The sequence below is a fragment of the Nocardioides bigeumensis genome (assembly GCF_039531755.1).
In the GTDB taxonomy this organism is placed as follows: domain Bacteria; phylum Actinomycetota; class Actinomycetes; order Propionibacteriales; family Nocardioidaceae; genus Nocardioides; species Nocardioides bigeumensis.
Window position 1 is genome coordinate 117,684 of sequence record NZ_BAAAQQ010000002.1, and the last position, 17,526, is coordinate 135,209.

The 17,526-nt window shown below is 67.4% G+C and carries 18 protein-coding genes and 1 tRNA gene; 5 read left to right on the top strand and 14 right to left on the bottom strand.

What is annotated here, in order from left to right:
• Together ABD295_RS01810 and ABD295_RS01815 are read right to left on the bottom strand one after the other, a co-directional pair.
• Nucleotides 1-153, bottom strand: a complete 153-nt coding sequence (locus tag ABD295_RS01810) for a hypothetical protein (protein ID WP_344301880.1) — start codon at nucleotides 151-153, stop codon at nucleotides 1-3.
• Nucleotides 154-935: 782 nt separating this feature from the next.
• A complete protein-coding gene (locus tag ABD295_RS01815) occupies nucleotides 936-2,057 on the bottom strand; it encodes an outer membrane protein assembly factor BamB family protein (RefSeq protein ID WP_344301881.1) in 1,122 nt (373 codons plus the stop codon).
• A gap of 813 nt (nucleotides 2,058-2,870) precedes the next feature.
• Here ABD295_RS01815 and ABD295_RS01820 point away from each other — a divergent pair.
• The gene (locus tag ABD295_RS01820; RefSeq protein ID WP_344301882.1) at nucleotides 2,871-3,860 is read left to right on the top strand and encodes a hypothetical protein; all 990 of its coding nucleotides are present in this window, start codon (nucleotides 2,871-2,873) and stop codon (nucleotides 3,858-3,860) included.
• Nucleotides 3,861-4,072: 212 nt separating this feature from the next.
• Nucleotides 4,073-4,504, top strand: a complete 432-nt coding sequence (locus ABD295_RS01825; protein ID WP_344301883.1) for a hypothetical protein — start codon at nucleotides 4,073-4,075, stop codon at nucleotides 4,502-4,504.
• A gap of 100 nt (nucleotides 4,505-4,604) precedes the next feature.
• Here the strand turns inward: ABD295_RS01825 and ABD295_RS01830 are convergent, their stop codons facing one another.
• Both ABD295_RS01830 and ABD295_RS01835 read right to left on the bottom strand, forming a co-directional pair.
• Nucleotides 4,605-5,135 (bottom strand): hypothetical protein, encoded by a 531-nt coding sequence (locus ABD295_RS01830; RefSeq protein WP_344301884.1) that lies wholly within the window; start codon nucleotides 5,133-5,135, stop codon nucleotides 4,605-4,607.
• A gap of 1,005 nt (nucleotides 5,136-6,140) precedes the next feature.
• The gene (locus tag ABD295_RS01835; RefSeq protein WP_344301885.1) at nucleotides 6,141-7,049 is read right to left on the bottom strand and encodes a restriction endonuclease; all 909 of its coding nucleotides are present in this window, start codon (nucleotides 7,047-7,049) and stop codon (nucleotides 6,141-6,143) included.
• 211 nt (nucleotides 7,050-7,260) lie between these two features.
• On the opposite strand from ABD295_RS01835, the gene ABD295_RS01840 reads away from it, so the two are divergent.
• Both ABD295_RS01840 and ABD295_RS01845 read left to right on the top strand, forming a co-directional pair.
• Nucleotides 7,261-7,956 carry a DUF2510 domain-containing protein gene (locus ABD295_RS01840; protein ID WP_344301886.1) on the top strand — a complete coding sequence of 232 codons (696 nt, stop codon included), beginning with the start codon at nucleotides 7,261-7,263 and terminating at the stop codon, nucleotides 7,954-7,956.
• A 56-nt stretch (nucleotides 7,957-8,012) separates the two neighbouring features.
• Nucleotides 8,013-8,882, top strand: a complete 870-nt coding sequence (locus ABD295_RS01845) for a hypothetical protein (protein ID WP_344301887.1) — start codon at nucleotides 8,013-8,015, stop codon at nucleotides 8,880-8,882.
• Between the two features lie 129 nt (nucleotides 8,883-9,011).
• On the opposite strand, the gene ABD295_RS01850 is transcribed toward ABD295_RS01845, so the two are convergent.
• The 3 genes from ABD295_RS01850 to ABD295_RS01860 all read right to left on the bottom strand — a co-directional run bounded on the left by ABD295_RS01850 (nucleotide 9,012) and on the right by ABD295_RS01860 (nucleotide 9,924).
• Nucleotides 9,012-9,350, bottom strand: a complete 339-nt coding sequence (locus ABD295_RS01850) for a hypothetical protein (RefSeq protein ID WP_344301888.1) — start codon at nucleotides 9,348-9,350, stop codon at nucleotides 9,012-9,014.
• A gap of 98 nt (nucleotides 9,351-9,448) precedes the next feature.
• Nucleotides 9,449-9,522: transfer RNA gene (locus ABD295_RS01855), tRNA-Arg, on the bottom strand.
• 63 nt (nucleotides 9,523-9,585) lie between these two features.
• A complete protein-coding gene (locus ABD295_RS01860) occupies nucleotides 9,586-9,924 on the bottom strand; it encodes a hypothetical protein (protein ID WP_344301889.1) in 339 nt (112 codons plus the stop codon).
• Nucleotides 9,925-10,021: 97 nt separating this feature from the next.
• Here ABD295_RS01860 and ABD295_RS01865 point away from each other — a divergent pair, with 97 nt between their 5' ends.
• Entirely contained in the window at nucleotides 10,022-10,783 is a 762-nt protein-coding gene (locus tag ABD295_RS01865; protein ID WP_344301890.1) for an SDR family NAD(P)-dependent oxidoreductase, read from the top strand.
• Between the two features lie 46 nt (nucleotides 10,784-10,829).
• Here ABD295_RS01865 and ABD295_RS01870 read toward each other — a convergent pair whose 3' ends face one another.
• The 7 genes from ABD295_RS01870 to ABD295_RS01900 all read right to left on the bottom strand — a co-directional run bounded on the left by ABD295_RS01870 (nucleotide 10,830) and on the right by ABD295_RS01900 (nucleotide 17,506).
• Nucleotides 10,830-11,810: a 5-oxoprolinase subunit C family protein gene (locus ABD295_RS01870; RefSeq protein WP_344301892.1), complete on the bottom strand. Its 981-nt coding sequence runs from the start codon at nucleotides 11,808-11,810 to the stop codon at nucleotides 10,830-10,832.
• The gene (locus tag ABD295_RS01875; RefSeq protein ID WP_344301893.1) at nucleotides 11,807-12,478 is read right to left on the bottom strand and encodes a 5-oxoprolinase subunit B family protein; all 672 of its coding nucleotides are present in this window, start codon (nucleotides 12,476-12,478) and stop codon (nucleotides 11,807-11,809) included. The genes ABD295_RS01870 and ABD295_RS01875 overlap by 4 nt, the downstream gene beginning before the upstream one ends.
• A 4-nt stretch (nucleotides 12,479-12,482) precedes the next feature.
• Nucleotides 12,483-13,265: a LamB/YcsF family protein gene (locus ABD295_RS01880; RefSeq protein ID WP_344301894.1), complete on the bottom strand. Its 783-nt coding sequence runs from the start codon at nucleotides 13,263-13,265 to the stop codon at nucleotides 12,483-12,485.
• Nucleotides 13,266-13,328: 63 nt separating this feature from the next.
• The gene (locus ABD295_RS01885; RefSeq protein ID WP_344301895.1) at nucleotides 13,329-13,769 is read right to left on the bottom strand and encodes a hypothetical protein; all 441 of its coding nucleotides are present in this window, start codon (nucleotides 13,767-13,769) and stop codon (nucleotides 13,329-13,331) included.
• Nucleotides 13,770-13,902: 133 nt separating this feature from the next.
• Nucleotides 13,903-14,724, bottom strand: a complete 822-nt coding sequence (locus ABD295_RS01890; protein WP_344301896.1) for a class I SAM-dependent methyltransferase — start codon at nucleotides 14,722-14,724, stop codon at nucleotides 13,903-13,905.
• Between the two features lie 157 nt (nucleotides 14,725-14,881).
• Nucleotides 14,882-15,964 carry an alpha/beta fold hydrolase gene (locus ABD295_RS01895; RefSeq protein ID WP_344301897.1) on the bottom strand — a complete coding sequence of 361 codons (1,083 nt, stop codon included), beginning with the start codon at nucleotides 15,962-15,964 and terminating at the stop codon, nucleotides 14,882-14,884.
• Between the two features lie 81 nt (nucleotides 15,965-16,045).
• A complete protein-coding gene (locus ABD295_RS01900; protein WP_344301898.1) occupies nucleotides 16,046-17,506 on the bottom strand; it encodes an aminopeptidase P family protein in 1,461 nt (486 codons plus the stop codon).
• Nucleotides 17,507-17,526: the final 20 nt, after the last annotated feature.

Below are 17,526 nucleotides of genomic sequence, written 5' to 3' on the forward strand. Positions count from 1 at the left end.
TCAGTCGACCGCGCGCAGCGCCTCGCTCGGCTGCAGCTCGGCCTCCATCGCCGCGCGGGTCTTGCTCACCTCAGACTCGTCGCGGCGAGACACGTCGACCCGTTTGACCACATCACCCGTCTTGACGTCTACCACGTGCAGTTCCTTGGTCATGGAGCTCCTCGCCTTCTCATGGGGGACGCTCCTGAGACTTGCCTGCTCGCCGACCTTGGGTCTACACCCGCGTGGGCGTGCGAAACGAGGCCCGTCATCGGCACGGCCTCGGAGAACGTGAGGTGCCCCCACCAGGATTCGAACCTGGGACCGGCGGATTAGAAGTGGGCTCAACCTCCACGTGATTCTGCGGCACACCGCGTCTGACCTGCGCGTTCATTGTGAACCATCGTGGTCAGTTGTGGTCGCCTGCAGCGGTTGTGTGCCACAGGGGTGCCACGGAGAAGCGGCCGCTGAATGACTCCGGAACGTGCCACTCGCGTGTCGGCCGGCGTCGACGGCGGATGCCAATACGAGGGCTACCAGCCGCATATTCAAAGGACGCAAGGCACGACCACCCGACCAAACCATCATCCTGAGACTCGTGACCAGCTAGCCGAAAGAATCTTGAGCCTCGGCTACGGAACGCACACGAGATCAGGGAATCCCAAGGTCCGTTTAACGTGTTGGGTGAACCGGTCTCTCGCATCGTGGAGGTCGCTCCGATCGAGAGGCTCTACCTCGGGCGACTTGGAGTCGCCGTTGCTGCGGGGGACGAGTCGGACGGGCTGACTCACTCCGCTTCAGGGGACGACTAGCCTCAAGTCAGAGGGGACCCGCGGGGCTTGGCTAGTGACGGCGCACCACTCAGGGACGAACCGCACTGGGAATGTTGGAGGCACCTTCCCCCACATGGCTCTTGGCCGGCGGTCAGCGAAGGTGTGGTCCATCGCGGCCACTGGCTAGCGGTATGACAGCAGATCTGATCCGTCGGCGATCAGCAGTCGATCCTCGGCAGCTCCCAACTGCGCGTCGTCCCCAAATTCGTCATCGAGAGTCCAGGCCGCTGACGACTCGTCATTACGGAAGAAGCTGACCTCGCCTTCAGACAGCTCGTACAGGCCACCGTCGACCGGCTGCACCGAGCCGTCATGGCTCCGACCGAGTGCCTCGAACTCCTCGTCGTAGAGGATTCCCTCGCCGAAATCGAAGGCGTAGACGTCGCCCTCGGACCGCACGGGGAAGGCGTAGAAGAAGGATGTGCCGGGATCGAAACTCGCGACGCGTCCATCACGGTCGTAGATCACCACTTTGGTGTCCTCGGTGTCATCCTCGAACGAGAAATCGTTCTTCTGGATGTAGACCTGGTCCGGAAACATGAGGCCGGCTGATCCGCCATCGTCTCCTGTGTCCACGCTCCACAGCTCTTCGCCGTCCTGGCCGTCGAACGCAATAGCGGTGTCTTCTCCGTTGACCACGACAAAGCCGTCAGCGGTCGTCATGTACGGGTAGTCGCCAAGGGCAAGTTCGGCATCAGCCGTCCACTGCTCCTCGCCGTCGAGCGCAAGTCGACGTAGCTGATCGTCCGCGAGAATGAACACGGAACCTCCGTCCACGGCGATGCTCTCGCCGCCTTCAGTTGTCCACTCGACGTCGCCGCTGTCCAGATTGATGCTGCTCAGCTCGTCGTCGTCCGACACGATGGCCTGGCCCTCGAGCACTGTCTCAAGTTCACCGTCGATGGCTAGGACTTCTTCACCGTCCTCTGTCGAACGCAGCGACCCGCCACCATCCGAGCCAGAGAGCCATAGCAGATCAGTCCGCAGCTCTGCGACGCTCAGGTACTCGGCACCTTCGACTTCGACGTCCCACAGTTCGTCGCCGGAGTCGTCGAGCGCAAATAGGGATCCGGACGTCAAGACGTAGGTGCTCTCGCCCTCAGCGACCGCATCCTCGACATCGCCTGGCGCCTGCCACGACCAATCCAGTTCCGGCTCGCTGGTGACGGCAGACGGCAGCGTCATGACTCGATCGGAGGTGCTGCGGCTATGCGCAACCCGCCACCAGGCGATTCCCGCAGCCATGACCAGAGCGAAGATCAACGCAGCTGCGAGGATGGTCGATCGCCTCGACCGTCGTTTCGGTGGTGTCGACTCTGCGCCCTGGATGACGAACTCCCCCAGCGGTGATTGCGCAGTTGGAGCTGGGGCAGATGCTCCGGCGCTCTTGGCTGCCCTCGTGCCAGGGGGCTGCCCTGAGGGATCGACCCGCCCTTCGACAGTTGCCGCTGTGGCGGTTCCGCAGCTTGGGCAGAAGTTGACCTGCGACGGCAAGGAGGCGCCGCAGTGACCGCAGAATCGCATGTTCCCCCCCGGGGGCTATCCTCCGTGCCTTGCCTGGATGGCCTTGACATCAGGCGGCAGCCTAAGTCGTGGGGCGCAAGTCGTCAGGCCTTCGAGAAAACTGACTGACGGCGAACGGTCACTGATGAGCTCGCACCACAAAAGGCGAGAGCATGGACGGCAACGTGCACGGCGTTACACGGCGCGACGAACGTCCCAATGCGTGGCGGACAGTGGCGCATGCGACCGGCGCATGCTCGGGACTGGGTCTGCTGCACGAACGGGTGACAGTCACCCATCCGTGCAGCAGACCCAGGCTCGCCACGATGTGTGTGCCAAGACGTGCGTCATTGCGCCGCCGACAGACCACGCCTGTCGTCACCCGCATTCACGATGGACTCTGACCGCACGACGGGAATCCGGGCGCCAAACGAGCAAATACAAGTCCTCTCGGGACCTGCTTCGAACCGTAGGAGTGTGTTCGGAACTCCATGACATGATTCGCGCATGTTGGACTCAGGTTCGGTACGGCACGCTGTGGCCCGAGGTGCGGCGATGTTGCTACTAGCCGTCGCTCTAGCTGCGGCGGTACCGCCCGACGACGCCAGCGGGTTGGCGGCGCCGCGGGGGCGGGGAGATGTCCACATCTTTAAGTTAGGCGAGAAGGTGGCGCCGCACGGCGGCCGCGTCAGGATAAAGCCGCCCGTGGAGTGGTGGGGCAACGCTCGCGTCCAGCGCAAGAGCATGACGGTCACAATCGGGGCCCGCAACGTCGCGACAGACGTAGGTAGCGTTCGGCTGGGCCCTGGCAAGTATCAGTTGAAGACGAAGGTCAAGTATCAGACGTGGAAGCTTGTACCTCACGTTTTCGTCTTGCCGCCGGGCTCCGTCGTGCGACTGAACAGCACTACAGGGAACGATGTGATCCGAGTGACGTTCTCAGGATGCAGGGTGACGTCGGTAACCGACGTGACCCAGTCTTCTGGAACTCTGACGTACGGGTGCTACTTCCTAGGGTGGAACAAAGTCACCCAGGAGGAGTTCGTCTTTCCCGTTATGCCTGTCCAGGGCACGTACCAGCCCGGCCAATTCAGCGACCAAGTCTTGGAGCACTTTCTTGGCGGCCAGTACGCCGGGTTCGTCAGCTCCACCAACCCTCAGGACTTGATCGACGAGGACACGGCGCTCGACCAACTCACTCTCCCACTAGAGCTCAGCACTGAGTACCAAGCTCCCGGAAACGTCAAGACGCACCGCGACAGTCGGTCGCAAAGCCTCGTCGTCCGGGCAGGAGTGAAGCCGCGGAAGTGTGCGACGTACGCCGACTTCCGGGCGGTGAACTTCGACTTCTCCGAACCGGAGAAGTACGGCGACTCGATGGGTCAGGTCGCGGACACGCTGCGCAGCGCCGGCAAGCGCATCTCGTTCACCGACTACGGCGACTACGTCATTGAGTTCCGCGAGTACCGCGCCTGTGACGAAAACGCCTCACTTAGAGTCGGGTTCGTCGACGGAAGGGCTTACGCAAAGTCCTATTCCACGTGACCGGGCGGTCGGGGCGGAGACAATATTCGTAGCGACCCGCTCAAGCCCGGAAAGTTTCTGCGGTTTGCAGGAGCGACGGGAGGTTGGTGCACCAGGGTCGTCGACGCTCGCATGACGGGGTGCGTCTTTACGCCGCCTGAGTAGGGGCAGTCGAGCAACGCTCGCAACACCCCGCCATGCTCGGCGTCGGTGATTGTTGGCATGCTCCTCGCATGCGCCATCCCATGTACGTCCCGAGCACGGTCTCGCCGAATCCCTTGAGTATTGCCCTGAGTCAGGGCGCAGCCCTACTCGCAACACCACTGCCCGACGACAGCGGACTCATAGTGCAATACGAGGAGGACGGGGATTCCACTCGGCGGAACTACGCCGGTCGCGCAGGTATCGCGGTGGGGCGACTTGGCTGGACCGGCGGCAACGATCGCAGCATCAGGTGCGCGGCGGAGTGCGTCGTCCCTGTTGGGGCCTACGACGACGTCGAGGGAGTCTTCGTCGTTGAAGACCCCGAGGCGCTGGCTGCCTGGATTGGCTGTGAAATCCTCGAACTCGACGAACAACTGATCGATCGCAGCCCTCGATTCGAGGCTCGCCGCGCTGGCGCAGTCCGAGTGATGCCGAACCGGCCGCCGCGGCCGGACGCCTGAGAGCCGCAGGCGCGTCAAACCGCCGCTTGCGGTCCAGCCTTTCAGTCAGCGGCGGGCGGAGGCGCTGATGTCGACTCCGGCCGATCTCATACAACCAGCCCTAGCCAGGCTCCACAGCCGAGAACGCGAACACGAACGCTGGATGCTCCACGCTATTCGTTTCGAAGAGGCTCTGCTCTCGCAGGCAGGATTCCGCGTCGGCGATGAATCGACCAGAGAAGGCGACGCTGTCGCCCTCCTCGAGCTTCGCGAGCGTGTCATAGAGGTCGGATTGCGGATCGATGAGCGTGCCATCGCCGACATCTGAGAAGCCGTTGTTCCACGTGGCGACGTTGATCCCATCCGCGATCTCCAGATCCAGGACGCCGCTGTCGCCGCCGATAGTGGTGTCAACCGAGTCGACTTTGCCCACCCAGCCGGTCACCGAGAGGTCTTTGGGGAGTAGCTCACACATCTCGGCGCTGCGCTTCTCGTGAGCCTTGTGCACGGCAACCTCGTTTCCTCTGCTGGCTTCTTGCGCAGCCTGAACAATGCCGATGAACTCCTGCTCTTCCTTCGGGGTTGTCGCAACCGAGTCGCCGCCGCCAAGCGCCGCACCGATGACGACCAACACGCCGACGACGCCGACCACCCAGACCCATGCAGGGAGGCCCCGGGGCTGATGGGGCTGCGAGCCAGATGCGCCCGCGAATCCGTGGCCGCCGGGAGGAATGTAGCCCGGAGGAGGCGGGCCATAGTTGTTCGTTGAACCAGTTGCCATCTGGGACGCAGGTGGCGGAGGTGGTGGGAGTTGAGCGCGCTGTGCCTCGATGAGGTGCCGCGGCACCCACGTTCGCCCGTCCCACCAATACGCCCCGTCAAGTGACCACTGTGGTGGTGCGCCAGACGTCTCACCGTCCCCAGGCGTGAGTCCACTCGTCATGTCAGGAGCGTAGGCAGCAGGCGTTCTCGGCGCAGCGGATTCGAGCCGACGGTGCAGCGTGACGCGCATCCCTGCGAGCACGCGAGAGCGCTATGGCGAACCTTTTCACCTAGGCACGCCGCCGCCGTTCATACGGCCCGCTTGCCAATTGGCGGGCGGGATGGCTTGCTGTGAACGGGGACTTTGCCTCCCTGGCCAGTGAGGTTCAGGAGTTCAATGCGCAAAGCACCAGATCTCTTTCGAAGGGGAGCCGCGTCATACCGCCGCGTCCGCGGCATCGCGGAACCGCAGCGCTGCTACCTCAGGGCACGTACGAGCCGACGAGGTATTCGATGAACCGCTCCGCGCGGTCAACGTAGGTGTGCACGGTGTCTGGCGCCTTCCCTGCGGCGATGAGATCTCGTTCGTAGTCAGCCAGTGCGGCGCGGAGGCTCTGCTCAATTCTCGTCATACGACAAGCGTGAGTGAAAACACGGGGGTCGTGTCTAGTGCAACTGCCTCTCGACCTTCTGCGACGCCGGCGCCCCGTGGTGCTGCATTCCGCCGCCTGAGGGACTCCGGGCGGCAGCTCAGTTAGTCGCACCAAGTGCACGACCTTCGTACCGAACAGGCTGGCGTTTCTCGATGCAGGGGCAGCGAGCGGGGCTTGGGTGAAGGACTCAGCATCACACCGAGATTCTTGTCAGCCCCACCCGGATTCCGAACCGTCCGGCCTCATTCGAAGAAGTCTTCATCGATCTCCACAACTTGCACGGTTTGCTTGACCTGGACTCCCACGCCGAACCGAATCATCAACCCGGCGAGACGCCGACCGTCGATTAGAATGACACGCGTCGGCAGGTTGGAGACGTAGTCGCGACCGCCCTGGCTGAAGCGCCCGGAAGTGATGAAGACACCCTGGTTCGCCTGGTTTCCATGCAGGGCGCCGACGAACGCCTGAATCTCGGGCCGTCCCACTGCGGCATCAAGTGCGTAGCGCTTGGCCTGAACGTAGATCCGGCTCAGCCCGAGCGCATCCTGGTCGACGATCCCATCGATACCGCCATCGTTCGAGAGCTGGGTCCGAGTTGCGTTGCCCTCAGCGCCGCCATACCCCATAGCGATCAAGAGGTCGAGCACGGCTTGTTCGAAGAACGCCGGCTCCTGAGCATGCAATCGCGCGAGCAGGTCGTCGGCCACGTCGGCATGGATCAGGTCGATCGCCTGACCAATCTGCTCCTCCGGACTGAGCCGGGACTGCGCGTTCGCGGCAGGCGCATCGATCGCCGATTTGGCCGCCTGAGCGGCAGCCAGCGACTCGGTGTACGCCGGAATTGTCCGTAGTTCCTTCTGGGTAATCCCGCTCGGGTACTGATGCACCAGCGTTCTGCCCACATCGGTGATTCGGTAAAGCCCGCGCGAGGGACGCTCTACTGCTTTGCCTCTGGCCAAGTCTGAGGCTGCCCAGCCGATGCGATCGTGGTGCCGCAGCATCCCAGACGAGATCGTCTCAGCCCGCTCGTCTGGCGTAAGGCCGACGTGATCGGCCACGAGTTCATACAGATCGCGTAACCGCCGGGTCTCGCCGTCAAGGAGGACCTGGAGAACCGGCACCATGAATTGGTCCCACGTCGGCATCGGCATGCTTCACCCTATGGCCATCGCAACCGCGGACGATGCGGCAAGTGCGGTCGACGGATCGTCTCGCTCAGTCGATGCACTCCATCAGCAGCAACGGGCGAGTGCGTCCATCCGCCGCTTGTGGGACGAAGACCACGATGACTTCCTCGGACTGTGCCTCACCGGGACCTCGGAACTCGAAGACGGGCGCCTATGTCAGGCGTAACCTGCGGCCATGACGGACGGGGATCTCCAGGCCACGGGAGGCGGCCATCAACTCAAGCCGGGTTGGTATCCGCATCAGACTATGCGTGACACCCAGCGCTATTGGGACGGCAGCCAGTGGACCGATCACAGCGCACCGATGCCCCACCAGCCCTCCCACGCACCAGCTTCTCCCACACCCAAGGTCGACCCATCGTTTGCCTGGGCCCTCGCGGCGACTCCTCTGCTCGGGTTGGTGATCTATTACCTGATCCCTGACGGAGGCTGGTCGACCGTCTTCCTGATCGCCGCGTGGGTGGGCGCCTTTGCGCTGGCCTGGGCAGACAGCAAGCGTTTGGAATCCGCCTACGTCGACGCCAACCCGGCTACGGCGCTCCTGCTTCCGATCCTGTACCTGTGGAGCCGAACCAAGGCCGCGAAGAGCACTCCCGCCATCCCCCTAGCGTGGGTGGCTTCAGCAGTCGTCTACCTCGCCGTCGTGTTGGCGCTTGGTTCGGTCTACACCTACGAGTCTGAGGAGATGGAGTCCGAGATCGAGAAGTGGTTAGCCGACCAGGGGCTGCCGGGAGCAACAGTGGACTGCCCTGCCGACGTCAGCGGCCGCGACGGCGAGCAATTCGACTGTTCGGCCGCGACGGCGGCGGGCACGCTTCCGGTTGTCGTCACGCTCACGGACGATGGCGGTTACAGCTGGCAGGTCGGCTAAGAGGGGCTGGGCGGACCCAGCCCGCAGCGTCGGCGGCCCGTCGTACGGTCTCGCGCATGAGCGACGCAACCTCCCCTGACCCGACCGCCGAGCGTGGGGCTGGTGTCGACGACAGTGACGGCGTCCTCGACCTCGATAACCTGCCGGACTATTGGGAGCTCCTGGATCGCCGGTTCGCGGTGATCGAAGCGCTCCCGGATGTCGCCAAGACTCCCAGGCTTACAGCTCGTCGCTTCGACGAGGCGCAAACCGCTGGACACCGCACGTACTTCGCCGCGACGCGGTACTTGGGCGTGGCCATGGACAACCACCGTGCGCTCGTCGGCCTGATGAAGCACGTGGGAGCTGGATACGTCGCCCCGTGGTCGCTTTTGAGGCCCTTGTTCGAGGCGGCCTTCTTCGCGTGCTGGATCCTCGACCCGGAGACGGGTCTGGATCGACGTCGTCGGGGGTTGCGTTGCGAGGTGAACGACGAGCGTGAGCGGAAGAACCACCTGGAGGCGTTCAAGGGTGTCCCGCAGGTAAGTAGAGCAATCACCGACGAGCTCGCTGAGCGTGACCGGACGGTGGGCCGAACGTACAGAGCGGAGGCCAAGGAGCTGGGCCTGCCGTGGAGCCGTGCCGGCGAGCGGGTCAACGTGGTTAGGGAACTGTCCACCCTGCGCTTCGTGCGCACGTCTAACGACCCGGTGATGTTGGCGATGCTGGTCTCGACATGGCGGATGCTCTCCGGGATCGAGCACGGGCTTGGGTACGCGCTACTTCGGGCGTCCAAGGCGACGACCGAGGCTGTGGTGCCCGGAGGATTCGTGACGCGGCTCACGATCGATGACACCGCATTCGTCACGGCCTGGAAGAGCACCGCCTACCTCCTGCTCGTCGCGTTCGAGCGGCTGGAGCGGCTGCACACACGCTTCGTCAACTGAAGCCGCGTGATCACGCACCCTTATGACGACCGTCCAGAGGCGTCAACTACGGAGCGGAATGCGATCTTGCTCTGCAAGCGCCTCGACCCGATCCGCCGCCAGTCGGACGCACGTCGGCGTGCTACGCCGTCATTCAGTCGCGGTGAGCCGAGATCTCGCGCCGGCAACCAACTCGCCATACCGGGCATCGAAGGGTTCGAGGAGCTCCCGCTCAAGTAGGCAGGACAGATTCCAGAGCGCGACCTGTTCCCCCGCATGCAGCGGAGGGCTGATGCGCTCCTCGCCCTCCCAGCGGTGCAACAGATCGAACAGAATGAGTGCCTCGTCCGCGGATAGGGAGATGACCACGTCGCCGGGTTCAGGCATCCGCCCATCCTGCACACGCGTCGTTGGCGTGGTCAGGCACAAATGCGTCAACTCGCGGCGACTGACCGGCGGATTGGCGCGTACATCGTGGTTGTCGCGCATCGTTGTGTGCCCTAGACGTGCCCTGACGGACATCCGACCACCGAGAACGAAGCAGGTTGCGGGGCAGAATGTGGCCCCTGACCTCGGAGAACGTGAGGTGCCCCCACCAGGATTCGAACCTGGGACCGGCGGATTAGAAGGCCGCTGCTCTATCCAGCTGAGCTATGAGGGCTGGGCGGGCACCATTGTGGCTCACGTTGATGCGCTGCTTCATGCGGACTCGGCCGCTCGGTCGTCAGAGCCTGAGGATGCTCGCCGAGACGAGGTACGACGCGGCGACGGCCTCTGCGTCGTGAAGGTCGCCCGGGGACGCGAGCGTGGCCTCCGAGCGCGCCCGGATGGCTGCGCCAGGGTCCTCGGCGACGAGGTCGAGGCAGAGTCCTGCGACGACGGCACTCGCGTCGTGCTCGTCGAGCCCGTCGAGGGCCAGCCCGTTGTGGAGCAGCGTCGCGGCCTCGACGAACACCTCACGCGCCAGGTCCGGGTCGACCTCGGGTCTCGCTTGAGCCACGGCGTCGGCGGTGGCGACGAGCTGGTCGAGGGGAGGTTCGAAGACCTGGACGGCTGCGGCCATGTGGCGAGGCTCGCAAGCGGAAAGGGCGCCCGCAACCGGATATCGCCCGCACGCGCTAGCGTCCGGTCGCAGGACGAGCACGGAGGGAGCGGGAGTGATGGGGATGCTCGACGGCACGGTGGCAGTGGTCACCGGAGCGGCGCGCGGGATCGGCAGGGCGACGCTGGAGGTGTTCCTCGAGGAGGGCGCACACGTGGTCGCGACCGACCTCGACGGCGACGGGCTCGCCGCGACGGTCGCGGCGACCGGCCACGACGCCGACCGGCTCGTGACCGTCGTCGGCGACGTGTCGGTGGAGGCCGACGCCGACGCGATGATCGCGAAGGCCGTCGACACGTGGGGGCGGCTCGACTGCCTTGTCGCCAACGCCGGCGTCATCCCGCTCAGCACGATCGACGAGACCTCGGTCGAGGACTGGGACCACGTCATGGCCGTCGACGGGCGCGGCATGTTCCTCACCTGCCGCGCCGCGATCCGGGTGATGGCGGAGCAGGGGAGCGGCAGCATCGTGTGCCTGTCGTCGATCAGCGGCATGGCGGGCCAGGCGAGCCAGGCGGCGTACGGCCCGGCGAAGTTCGTCGCGACCGGCCTCACCAAGCACCTGGCCATCGAGTGGGCCGCGCGTGGCATCCGCGTCAACGCCGTCGCCCCCGGCACCATCCAGACCGACGCGGTCAACGCGCTGCTGGAGTCGGAGTCCGGACGCGCCTACGTGGAGCAGATGGAGGGCCAGCACCCGATGGGCCGGCTCGGACAGCCCCGCGAGGTCGCGCAAGCCATCGCCTTCCTCGCCTCGGACCGCTCGAGCTTCGTCACCGGCGAGGTGCTGGCCGTCGACGGCGGCTACCTGGCGCAGTAGGCGCCGAGCCGGTGAGCCAGACGCCATTTCGAAGCAGAAACGCTGCCTAGCTCACCGCCAGTGCGCGACCAAGACCTCGAGCGGTGAACGCCCGCCGGACCCGCTCGGTGAGGACCTCGCGCGCCGCGGCCTGCCGGCGTACGGCGGCGCGCGCGTCGGCCAGATCGACCAGCTCGAGTCGCGCCTCGTCCCCGGGGCGGAGCTGACCGAGCTGGTCGAGGCCCGTCGTGGTCACCACGGCCACGACGGGGTAGCCCGCAGTGACCAGCCGGCCGCGCATCAGCACCAGCAGGCTGCCGTCGGGCACGACCTCGACGGCGCCGAGAGGGACGCCACGGGACAGGATCTCCTCGGTGTGGTTGCGCTCCACCGGGACTCCCTCGAAGCGAAGCCCGACCTCGTCGGACTGCGGGAGCAGGCGCAGGGTCTGGTCCAGTGACGTTGCGCCCAGCACCAGCCGGTCCAGCTCCGGCCCGACAGTGACGGGCACCCGGGTCGGGAGCCGCAGCGCCGCAGGTGCGGCGCCCAACCGGAACAGCCCTCCGAGGTCGTCGGCGGGAGCGGCGTACCTGCTCTCCACGACGAGGGAGTCACCGGGTGCGAGTCGCGTGCCTATGTCCAGCAGACGATCGGGGGCGACGCTGCCGAGGACCCGCGGCGCATCGAGGGCGCCGTTGACCGCGAGGTAGGAGCGGTAGCCGACGTCGGGCACGGGCACCACGAGGGCCGACCCGGCGGCGAGCGGCAGCGCTTCCCACGCCCCGACTCGCGCGCCGCCCACCACCACCTCTCGGGCGGCGCCCGTCACCGCGACCAGCACGTCGGACTCGGCGCGCACGACGAGCTCGGAGCCGGTGACCTCGACGAGTGGGGCGCCGGGCGGGTTGCCGACCAGCAGGTTCGCCACCTGTGCGGAGTGCTGGTCTGCGGCGCCGTTGACGGCGACCCCGATCCCGCCGTGACCCGGCCGGCCGAGGTCCTGGACGACGGCGTGGCCCGCGCGCTCGACCCGCAGCGCCGACGTCACGCGGGATCCGTCGGGACGAACCGGAGCCGGTCGCCCGCGCGGTAGGGCACGTGCGGCGGCGTGTGCACGTCGAAGAGCGGCTGCCGGGTGCGGCCGATGATCTGCCAGCCACCGGGAGACGCCGCGTTGTAGATGATCGACTGGACCCCGCTCATGCCGACCGATCCCGGCTCCATGCGCACTCGCGGGTTGGCCAGCCGCGGCACGCTCGCCGGGATCGCCGGCCCGTCCATCAGTGGGGCGCCCAGGGGCGAGCCGACGAAGCGCACCGTCCACGGCGTCGAGGAGTGCAGCTCGACCACCTCGGCCGGGGTCAGGTCCAACGCCGCGGCGACGCCGGCCAGGTCCGGGCCGTCGTCGCCGCCGTACGACACCGCGATCTCGAGCTCGCGCGGCTCGACGACCTCCGAGGGCCGGGACGACAGTGCGTCCACAGCCGCGCGCATGGCCTCGTGGTCGGTGCTCAGCGGGTCGAACTGCACGAAGACGTTGACGAAGCTGGCCACCACGTCGACCACGCCCGGCACCTCGGTCGCGGAGACCTCACGCAAAGCCCGTCCGAGGTCGCGCGTGGCCGCCCACCGGACCTCCGGGTCGTCGGCGAGGACGTCGACGAGCAGCCCGGCGTCGCCGTACTCCCGGCAGACCAGCCGGACCGGAGAGGCCAAGACGTCAGCCCGCGGTGGGCCGTGCGAACGGGGCGATCTCGACGCCGGCCTCTTCCAGCGCCGCCCGGATCCGCTCGGCGGTGCGCACCGACGACGGATGGTCGCCGTGCATCAGCAGCGAGTCGCAGGTGACCTCGACCCGCTTGCCGTGGCGCGAGGTCACGGACCCGTCGAGCACCATCGAGAGCGCCCGCTCGACGAGGGCGTCCTCGTCGTGCACCAGGGCCTCCGGGTCACGGCGTGACACCAAGGTCCCGTCGTCCTCGAGGTTGCGGTCGACCAGGCCGTAGACCACGACCGGCAGCCCCCGCGCGTGGGCTTCGCGCTCCAGCTCTCCGGTCATCGTGAGGAGCGTCAGGGTCGGCCCGTTGGCAGCGATCTGCTCGATCGCGTCGGCGACCCCCTTGGCGTAGTGCGGGTCGGTGCCGACCAGGGTGCCGAGGCGACCGTGGGGCGAGACGTGCCGCACCTCGGTGCCGGCCGTGCGTGCGAACGCCTGGAGCGCACCCACCTGGTAGATCACGTCGGTGGCGATCTCCTCGCGCGAGAGCTCCATGGCGCGTCTGCCGAAACCGACCAGGTCGGGAAAGCTCGGGTGCGCGCCGATCGAGACGTCGTGCTCGAGGCAGAGCTCGATCGATCGCTTCATCGTGCGCGGGTCGCCGGCGTGGAAGCCGCACGCGATGTTGGCCGAGGTCAGGGTGCGCAGGATGTGCGCGTCGTCGCCCATCGTCCAGGAGCCGAAGCTCTCCCCGATGTCGGCGACGAGGTCGACGGTGCTGCCCATGCGACAAGGATGCCGGGTGGCACGAGCGCCGTCGACCGGGGTCGCCGACGTGGCAGCTGGCGATCAGCCGAGGACGGTGACCGTGCCGGTGTAGATGTCGCGGATGCCGTCGGGGATCGGTTCGCCGACGAGCTGGCCGGCTCCGTGTGCCCCGGCCAGCACGCCGTCGGAGTCGACGATCGCCCAGGTGCCGTTCGAGCCGCTGTCACCGAAGCGGGCAGACACACTCAGCGTGACGCTGCCCGCGCCTTCCGCGCAGTCGAAGCGACGGATGCCGTGGAAGGCGCCGCCTCTGGGATTGAACGCGGCCATCGAGCGTACGTCGACCGCGACGCCGGTCTCGCACCCGTCAACGTTGAGCCAGAACGGATTGTCCCCGCCGACGAAGCTCTGGTCGTTGACCAGCTCGACGGGATACTTGAACGCGGCCTGAGCCGGCGGGGCCACCGCTGTGGCGGCCAGAAGGGTGGTGCTGAGGATCCCGAGAGCGGTGAGTCGTCTCATGGTGAGACCTCCCTGTGGGATTGGATCCTGCGACGCTACGCCCGCATCGCAGCCGTGGCGCGCCGATATCGACCCGGTATGGACCGGGCCGACATCGGCTGTGCCCCACAGCGCCTCTCGGCGCGCCTTCCCCCTAGGCGCGACGGGCGGTGACGAGCAGGTACTCCCACTCCATGGCGCCGTCCTGGTGGGAGCGGTCGCCCAGGGCCGCCAGCTCGGCGTCCAGCTCGGCGGTGCGCTCGGGGTGCTCCGCCAGCGAGGAGTAGACCGCGATCGTCGGGCCGTAGTTGGTCTTGAAGTAGTCGCGGAACGCGGCCCCGTCGGGGAAGGCCGTCACTCGCAGCGTCTGCTGACGTGCCTCGAAGTCGGTCACCCGGTCTCCGAGCAGCGCGCGCACGTGCTCGACGTGACCCCACAACGGCGGGGGCTGGGCGCCCGGAGGCGGCGGCGGGGCGAACGGCTTCATGGTTGAGAAGAGCTGGCCGATGAAGCCCTCCGGCGTCCAGCTGAGGAGGCCGATCGAGCCGCCGGGGCGGACGACGCGGACCAGCTCGTCCGCGGCCACCTGGTGGTGCGGCGCGAACATGATGCCCACGCAGGAGATCGCGGCGTCGTACTCACCGTCCTCGCAGGGCAGCGCCTCGGCGTCGGCGGTCCGCCACTTGATCGTGAGCCCTTCGGCCTCGGCGGCCTTGCGGCCGAGCTCGACGAGCTCGGGGGTCAGGTCGGTGGCGGTGACGTGGGCGCCGCGGCGGGCGGCGGGCAGGGACTCGTTGCCGGATCCGCCGGCGATGGTCAGCACCTTCTGGCCCGCCTGGATGCCGGTGGTCTCGACGAGGACGTCGCCCAGGTCGTGGATGATCTCGGTGGCGACGGCGTTGTAGTTGCCGAGCGCCCACATCTTGGCGTGCTTGGCCTTCAGCGCGACGTCTTCGGGTGTGGTCGTGATGGTCATGGTGTCTCCCCGTCAGGTGTCTTGTCGTTCTCGACACGACGAACCTAGGAGTTGCTCGCCTCCGGCCACATCGGTGCAACCGCGCATCTTCTGCGCGTACGCGGTCAGCGACCGTGGCGGCGTACGCGTAGTCGGCCTGCCCGACGGCGGCGCCGCGTCAGACCCGGGACAGTAGCCGTGCCACGGCGGCGGTGCGCGCCGCCTTCCCCTGCAGGCCGAGCTTCGCGTAGAGGTTCTGCAGGTGCCGCTCGACCGTCCGCACGGACAGGTGCAGCCTCCCGGCGATGGCGTCGTTGTCGAGCCCGTCGGCCGCGAGTCGCAGGATCTCGACCTCGCGTGGGGAGAGGCCCGTCAGGGTGTCGGACGGCGGGGGCGCGACTGCCCCGTCGGCCGCCACGAAGTCGGTGATCTCGCGCAGCAGCACCTGCCAGGCCGGCTCGTCCTCGAGCACGATGTGGTTCTTGCTCTCCAGGGCCACGAGGCGGGCGCCGGGGATCTGCGCGGCGAGGTAGCGGCTCTCGTCGAAGCTGTTCATCAGGTCGCCCCGACTGTGCACGACGACGGTCGGGAGGCTGAGCCGGGGCAGGACGTGCCGGGCATCCGCCTGGCGGCGCTGGGTGCGCGCGAGCATCGCGGTCTCGGCGGTCGCCGCCATCCGTTGCAGCTCGTCCACCCAGCGCATCTGCTCCTCGGTCGCGTCGGGGATCATCAACGAGGTGAAGACGCGCCGGAACTCCGGCGTCGGACGCTCCCACCCCACCTTGATCAGCGCCTGGAACGCGTCGTCGAGCTCGACCTCCTCGGAGGTCGCGTGCTGCATGGCGTTGGCATAGCTGCCGTAGAGCATCAGCCTGGTCAGCCGCTCGGGGTGACGGTCGGCGTACTCGAGCGCGACCGGGCCCGCCTGCGCCATCGCCAGCATCGCGAACGAATCGAGGCCGGCGTCGTCAGCCACCGCCTCCAGGTCGGCGACCCGCAGCTCGAGGCTGTGGTCGGTCACGCCGCGGTCCGAGAGACCGTGCCCGCGCTCGTCGAACCTGATGACCGTCGCGATCTTGCCGAGCTCGACGAGGTAGTGCCGCCACACCGGGCTCTGCCAGTCGAACTGCAGGTGGCTCAGCCAGCACCCGTCGACCAGCAACGGTGGACCGGAGCCGTGGACGGCGTACGCGATGTTGACCCCGTCGGCAGAACGCGCGAAGCGGATGTCCTGCACGCTGCTGGTCGCCCCCGCCGCCATGGAGCGGATGGTACGCCGCGTCGTGCCGGCATGGGGCTCGTGACAGTTGCCAGCGCAACTTCCTCGAGACCCGGCGACCGGTCAGGGCAGGAGCGAGCCCATCCACTCCTCGACCTCGGCGGAGGTGCGGGGCAGGGCGACCGAGAGGTTGCGGTAGCCGTCGGCCGTCACGACGATGTCGTCCTCGATGCGGATGCCGATGCCGCGCAGCTCCTCGGGGACGAGCAGGTCGTCCTCCTGGAAGTAGAGGCCGGGCTCGACGGTGAGGACCATGCCCTCGGCGAGCTGTCCCTTGGCGTACGCCTCGGGCGCGGACTGGCCGCAGTCGTGCACGTCCATGCCGAGCATGTGGCTGGTGCCGTGCAGCGTCCAGCGGGCGTAGACCTTGGAGTCGGGGTCGAGCGCCTCTGCGGCGGAGACGGGCAGCAGCCCCAGCGACTCGAGGCCGTGCGCCAGCACCTCCATCGCAGCGGTGTGCGGCGCGGTGAAGGGTACGCCGGGGCGCACCGCCTCGTTGCCTGCCTGCTGCGCGGCGTACACGAGGTCGTAGAGCTCGCGCTGCACTGTGGTGAAGGTGCCGTCGACGGGCAGGGTGCGGGTGACGTCGGCGGTGTAGAGGTTGTGGCCCTCCGCGCCCATGTCGAGCAGCACCAGCTCGCCGGGCGTGATCGGGCCGGAGTTCTCGATCCAGTGCAGCGTCGTCGCGTGGCGGCCACCGCCCACGATCGAGTCGTAGCCGATGTCGTTGCCCATCGCCCGTGCGCGGCGGAAGAAGGTTCCCTCGATCCAGCGCTCGCCGAACTCGATCGCCCGGTCCCACTCGCGCACCGAGTCGGCGAACCCGAGCGTGGTGATGTCGCAGGCCTGCTGCAGCTCGGCGAGCTCCCACTCGTCCTTGATGAGCCGCATCTCGGAGGCGACCCGCGCGAAGTCGTTGTCCGTCGCGCTGTCGGCCGCGACCAGCGCGTCGACCCGCGGGTCCACGCCCCTCAGCACGCGTGTCTTGCCCGTGCCGGACAGGGCGGAGGGCAGGTCGTCGATGTGCCGGACCTCGAGGCCGAGCGAGGACGAGATCTCGTGCGCGGACGGCCGGCGCCCGGCCCACAGCTCGCCGTACTGGCGGTCGCGGAAGAACTCGTCCGTGTTGCGCTCCGACCGGGGGCGCGCGTAGAGGACAGACTCGTTGCCGCGGATGACCAGCACCGCGTCGGAGGTCTGGTTCCCGCAGAAGTAGGTGTGGGCGGTGTCGGGCCGGAACCGGTAGTCGGTGTCGTAGGCCCGGACCTTGTAGGGCCCCGCAGGCAGCACCAAGGTCTCGCCCGCGAACATCTCCGCCAGGCGCTGGCGCCGGTCCGCGGCGTACGACGCCACCGGGTGCGGCGGCAGGTCGAGCTCGCGGTCGCCCCAGCCCTGCCGCATGAACGCCGAGTAGGCCTCGGGGACGGCCGGGTCGTGGGACTCGGTCTTGAGCTGGGTCTCCTCGATCTGGCCGTGCTCGATCTGGTTCTCGAGGGGAGCTTCCGGGTGTGTGTGCTCGGTCACCCGGCCACTGTACGCCGGGG

Excerpts from the sequence above, each read along its gene's own strand:
- ABD295_RS01820 (WP_344301882.1), top strand. The coding sequence starts at position 2,871 with ATGTTGCTACTAGCCGTCGCTCTAGCTGCGGCGGTACCGCCCGACGAC.
- ABD295_RS01850 (WP_344301888.1), bottom strand. The coding sequence starts at position 9,350 with ATGCGCGACAACCACGATGTACGCGCCAATCCGCCGGTCAGTCGCCGC.
- ABD295_RS01885 (WP_344301895.1), bottom strand. The coding sequence starts at position 13,769 with ATGAGACGACTCACCGCTCTCGGGATCCTCAGCACCACCCTTCTGGCC.
- ABD295_RS01880 (WP_344301894.1), bottom strand. The coding sequence starts at position 13,265 with ATGGGCAGCACCGTCGACCTCGTCGCCGACATCGGGGAGAGCTTCGGC.
- ABD295_RS01815 (WP_344301881.1), bottom strand. The coding sequence starts at position 2,057 with ATGGCTGCGGGAATCGCCTGGTGGCGGGTTGCGCATAGCCGCAGCACC.
- ABD295_RS01860 (WP_344301889.1), bottom strand. The coding sequence starts at position 9,924 with ATGGCCGCAGCCGTCCAGGTCTTCGAACCTCCCCTCGACCAGCTCGTC.
- ABD295_RS01865 (WP_344301890.1), top strand. The coding sequence starts at position 10,022 with ATGGGGATGCTCGACGGCACGGTGGCAGTGGTCACCGGAGCGGCGCGC.
- ABD295_RS01835 (WP_344301885.1), bottom strand. The coding sequence starts at position 7,049 with ATGCCGATGCCGACGTGGGACCAATTCATGGTGCCGGTTCTCCAGGTC.
- ABD295_RS01895 (WP_344301897.1), bottom strand. The coding sequence starts at position 15,964 with ATGGCGGCGGGGGCGACCAGCAGCGTGCAGGACATCCGCTTCGCGCGT.
- ABD295_RS01825 (WP_344301883.1), top strand. The coding sequence starts at position 4,073 with ATGCGCCATCCCATGTACGTCCCGAGCACGGTCTCGCCGAATCCCTTG.
- ABD295_RS01840 (WP_344301886.1), top strand. The coding sequence starts at position 7,261 with ATGACGGACGGGGATCTCCAGGCCACGGGAGGCGGCCATCAACTCAAG.
- ABD295_RS01845 (WP_344301887.1), top strand. The coding sequence starts at position 8,013 with ATGAGCGACGCAACCTCCCCTGACCCGACCGCCGAGCGTGGGGCTGGT.
- ABD295_RS01810 (WP_344301880.1), bottom strand. The coding sequence starts at position 153 with ATGACCAAGGAACTGCACGTGGTAGACGTCAAGACGGGTGATGTGGTC.
- ABD295_RS01890 (WP_344301896.1), bottom strand. The coding sequence starts at position 14,724 with ATGACCATCACGACCACACCCGAAGACGTCGCGCTGAAGGCCAAGCAC.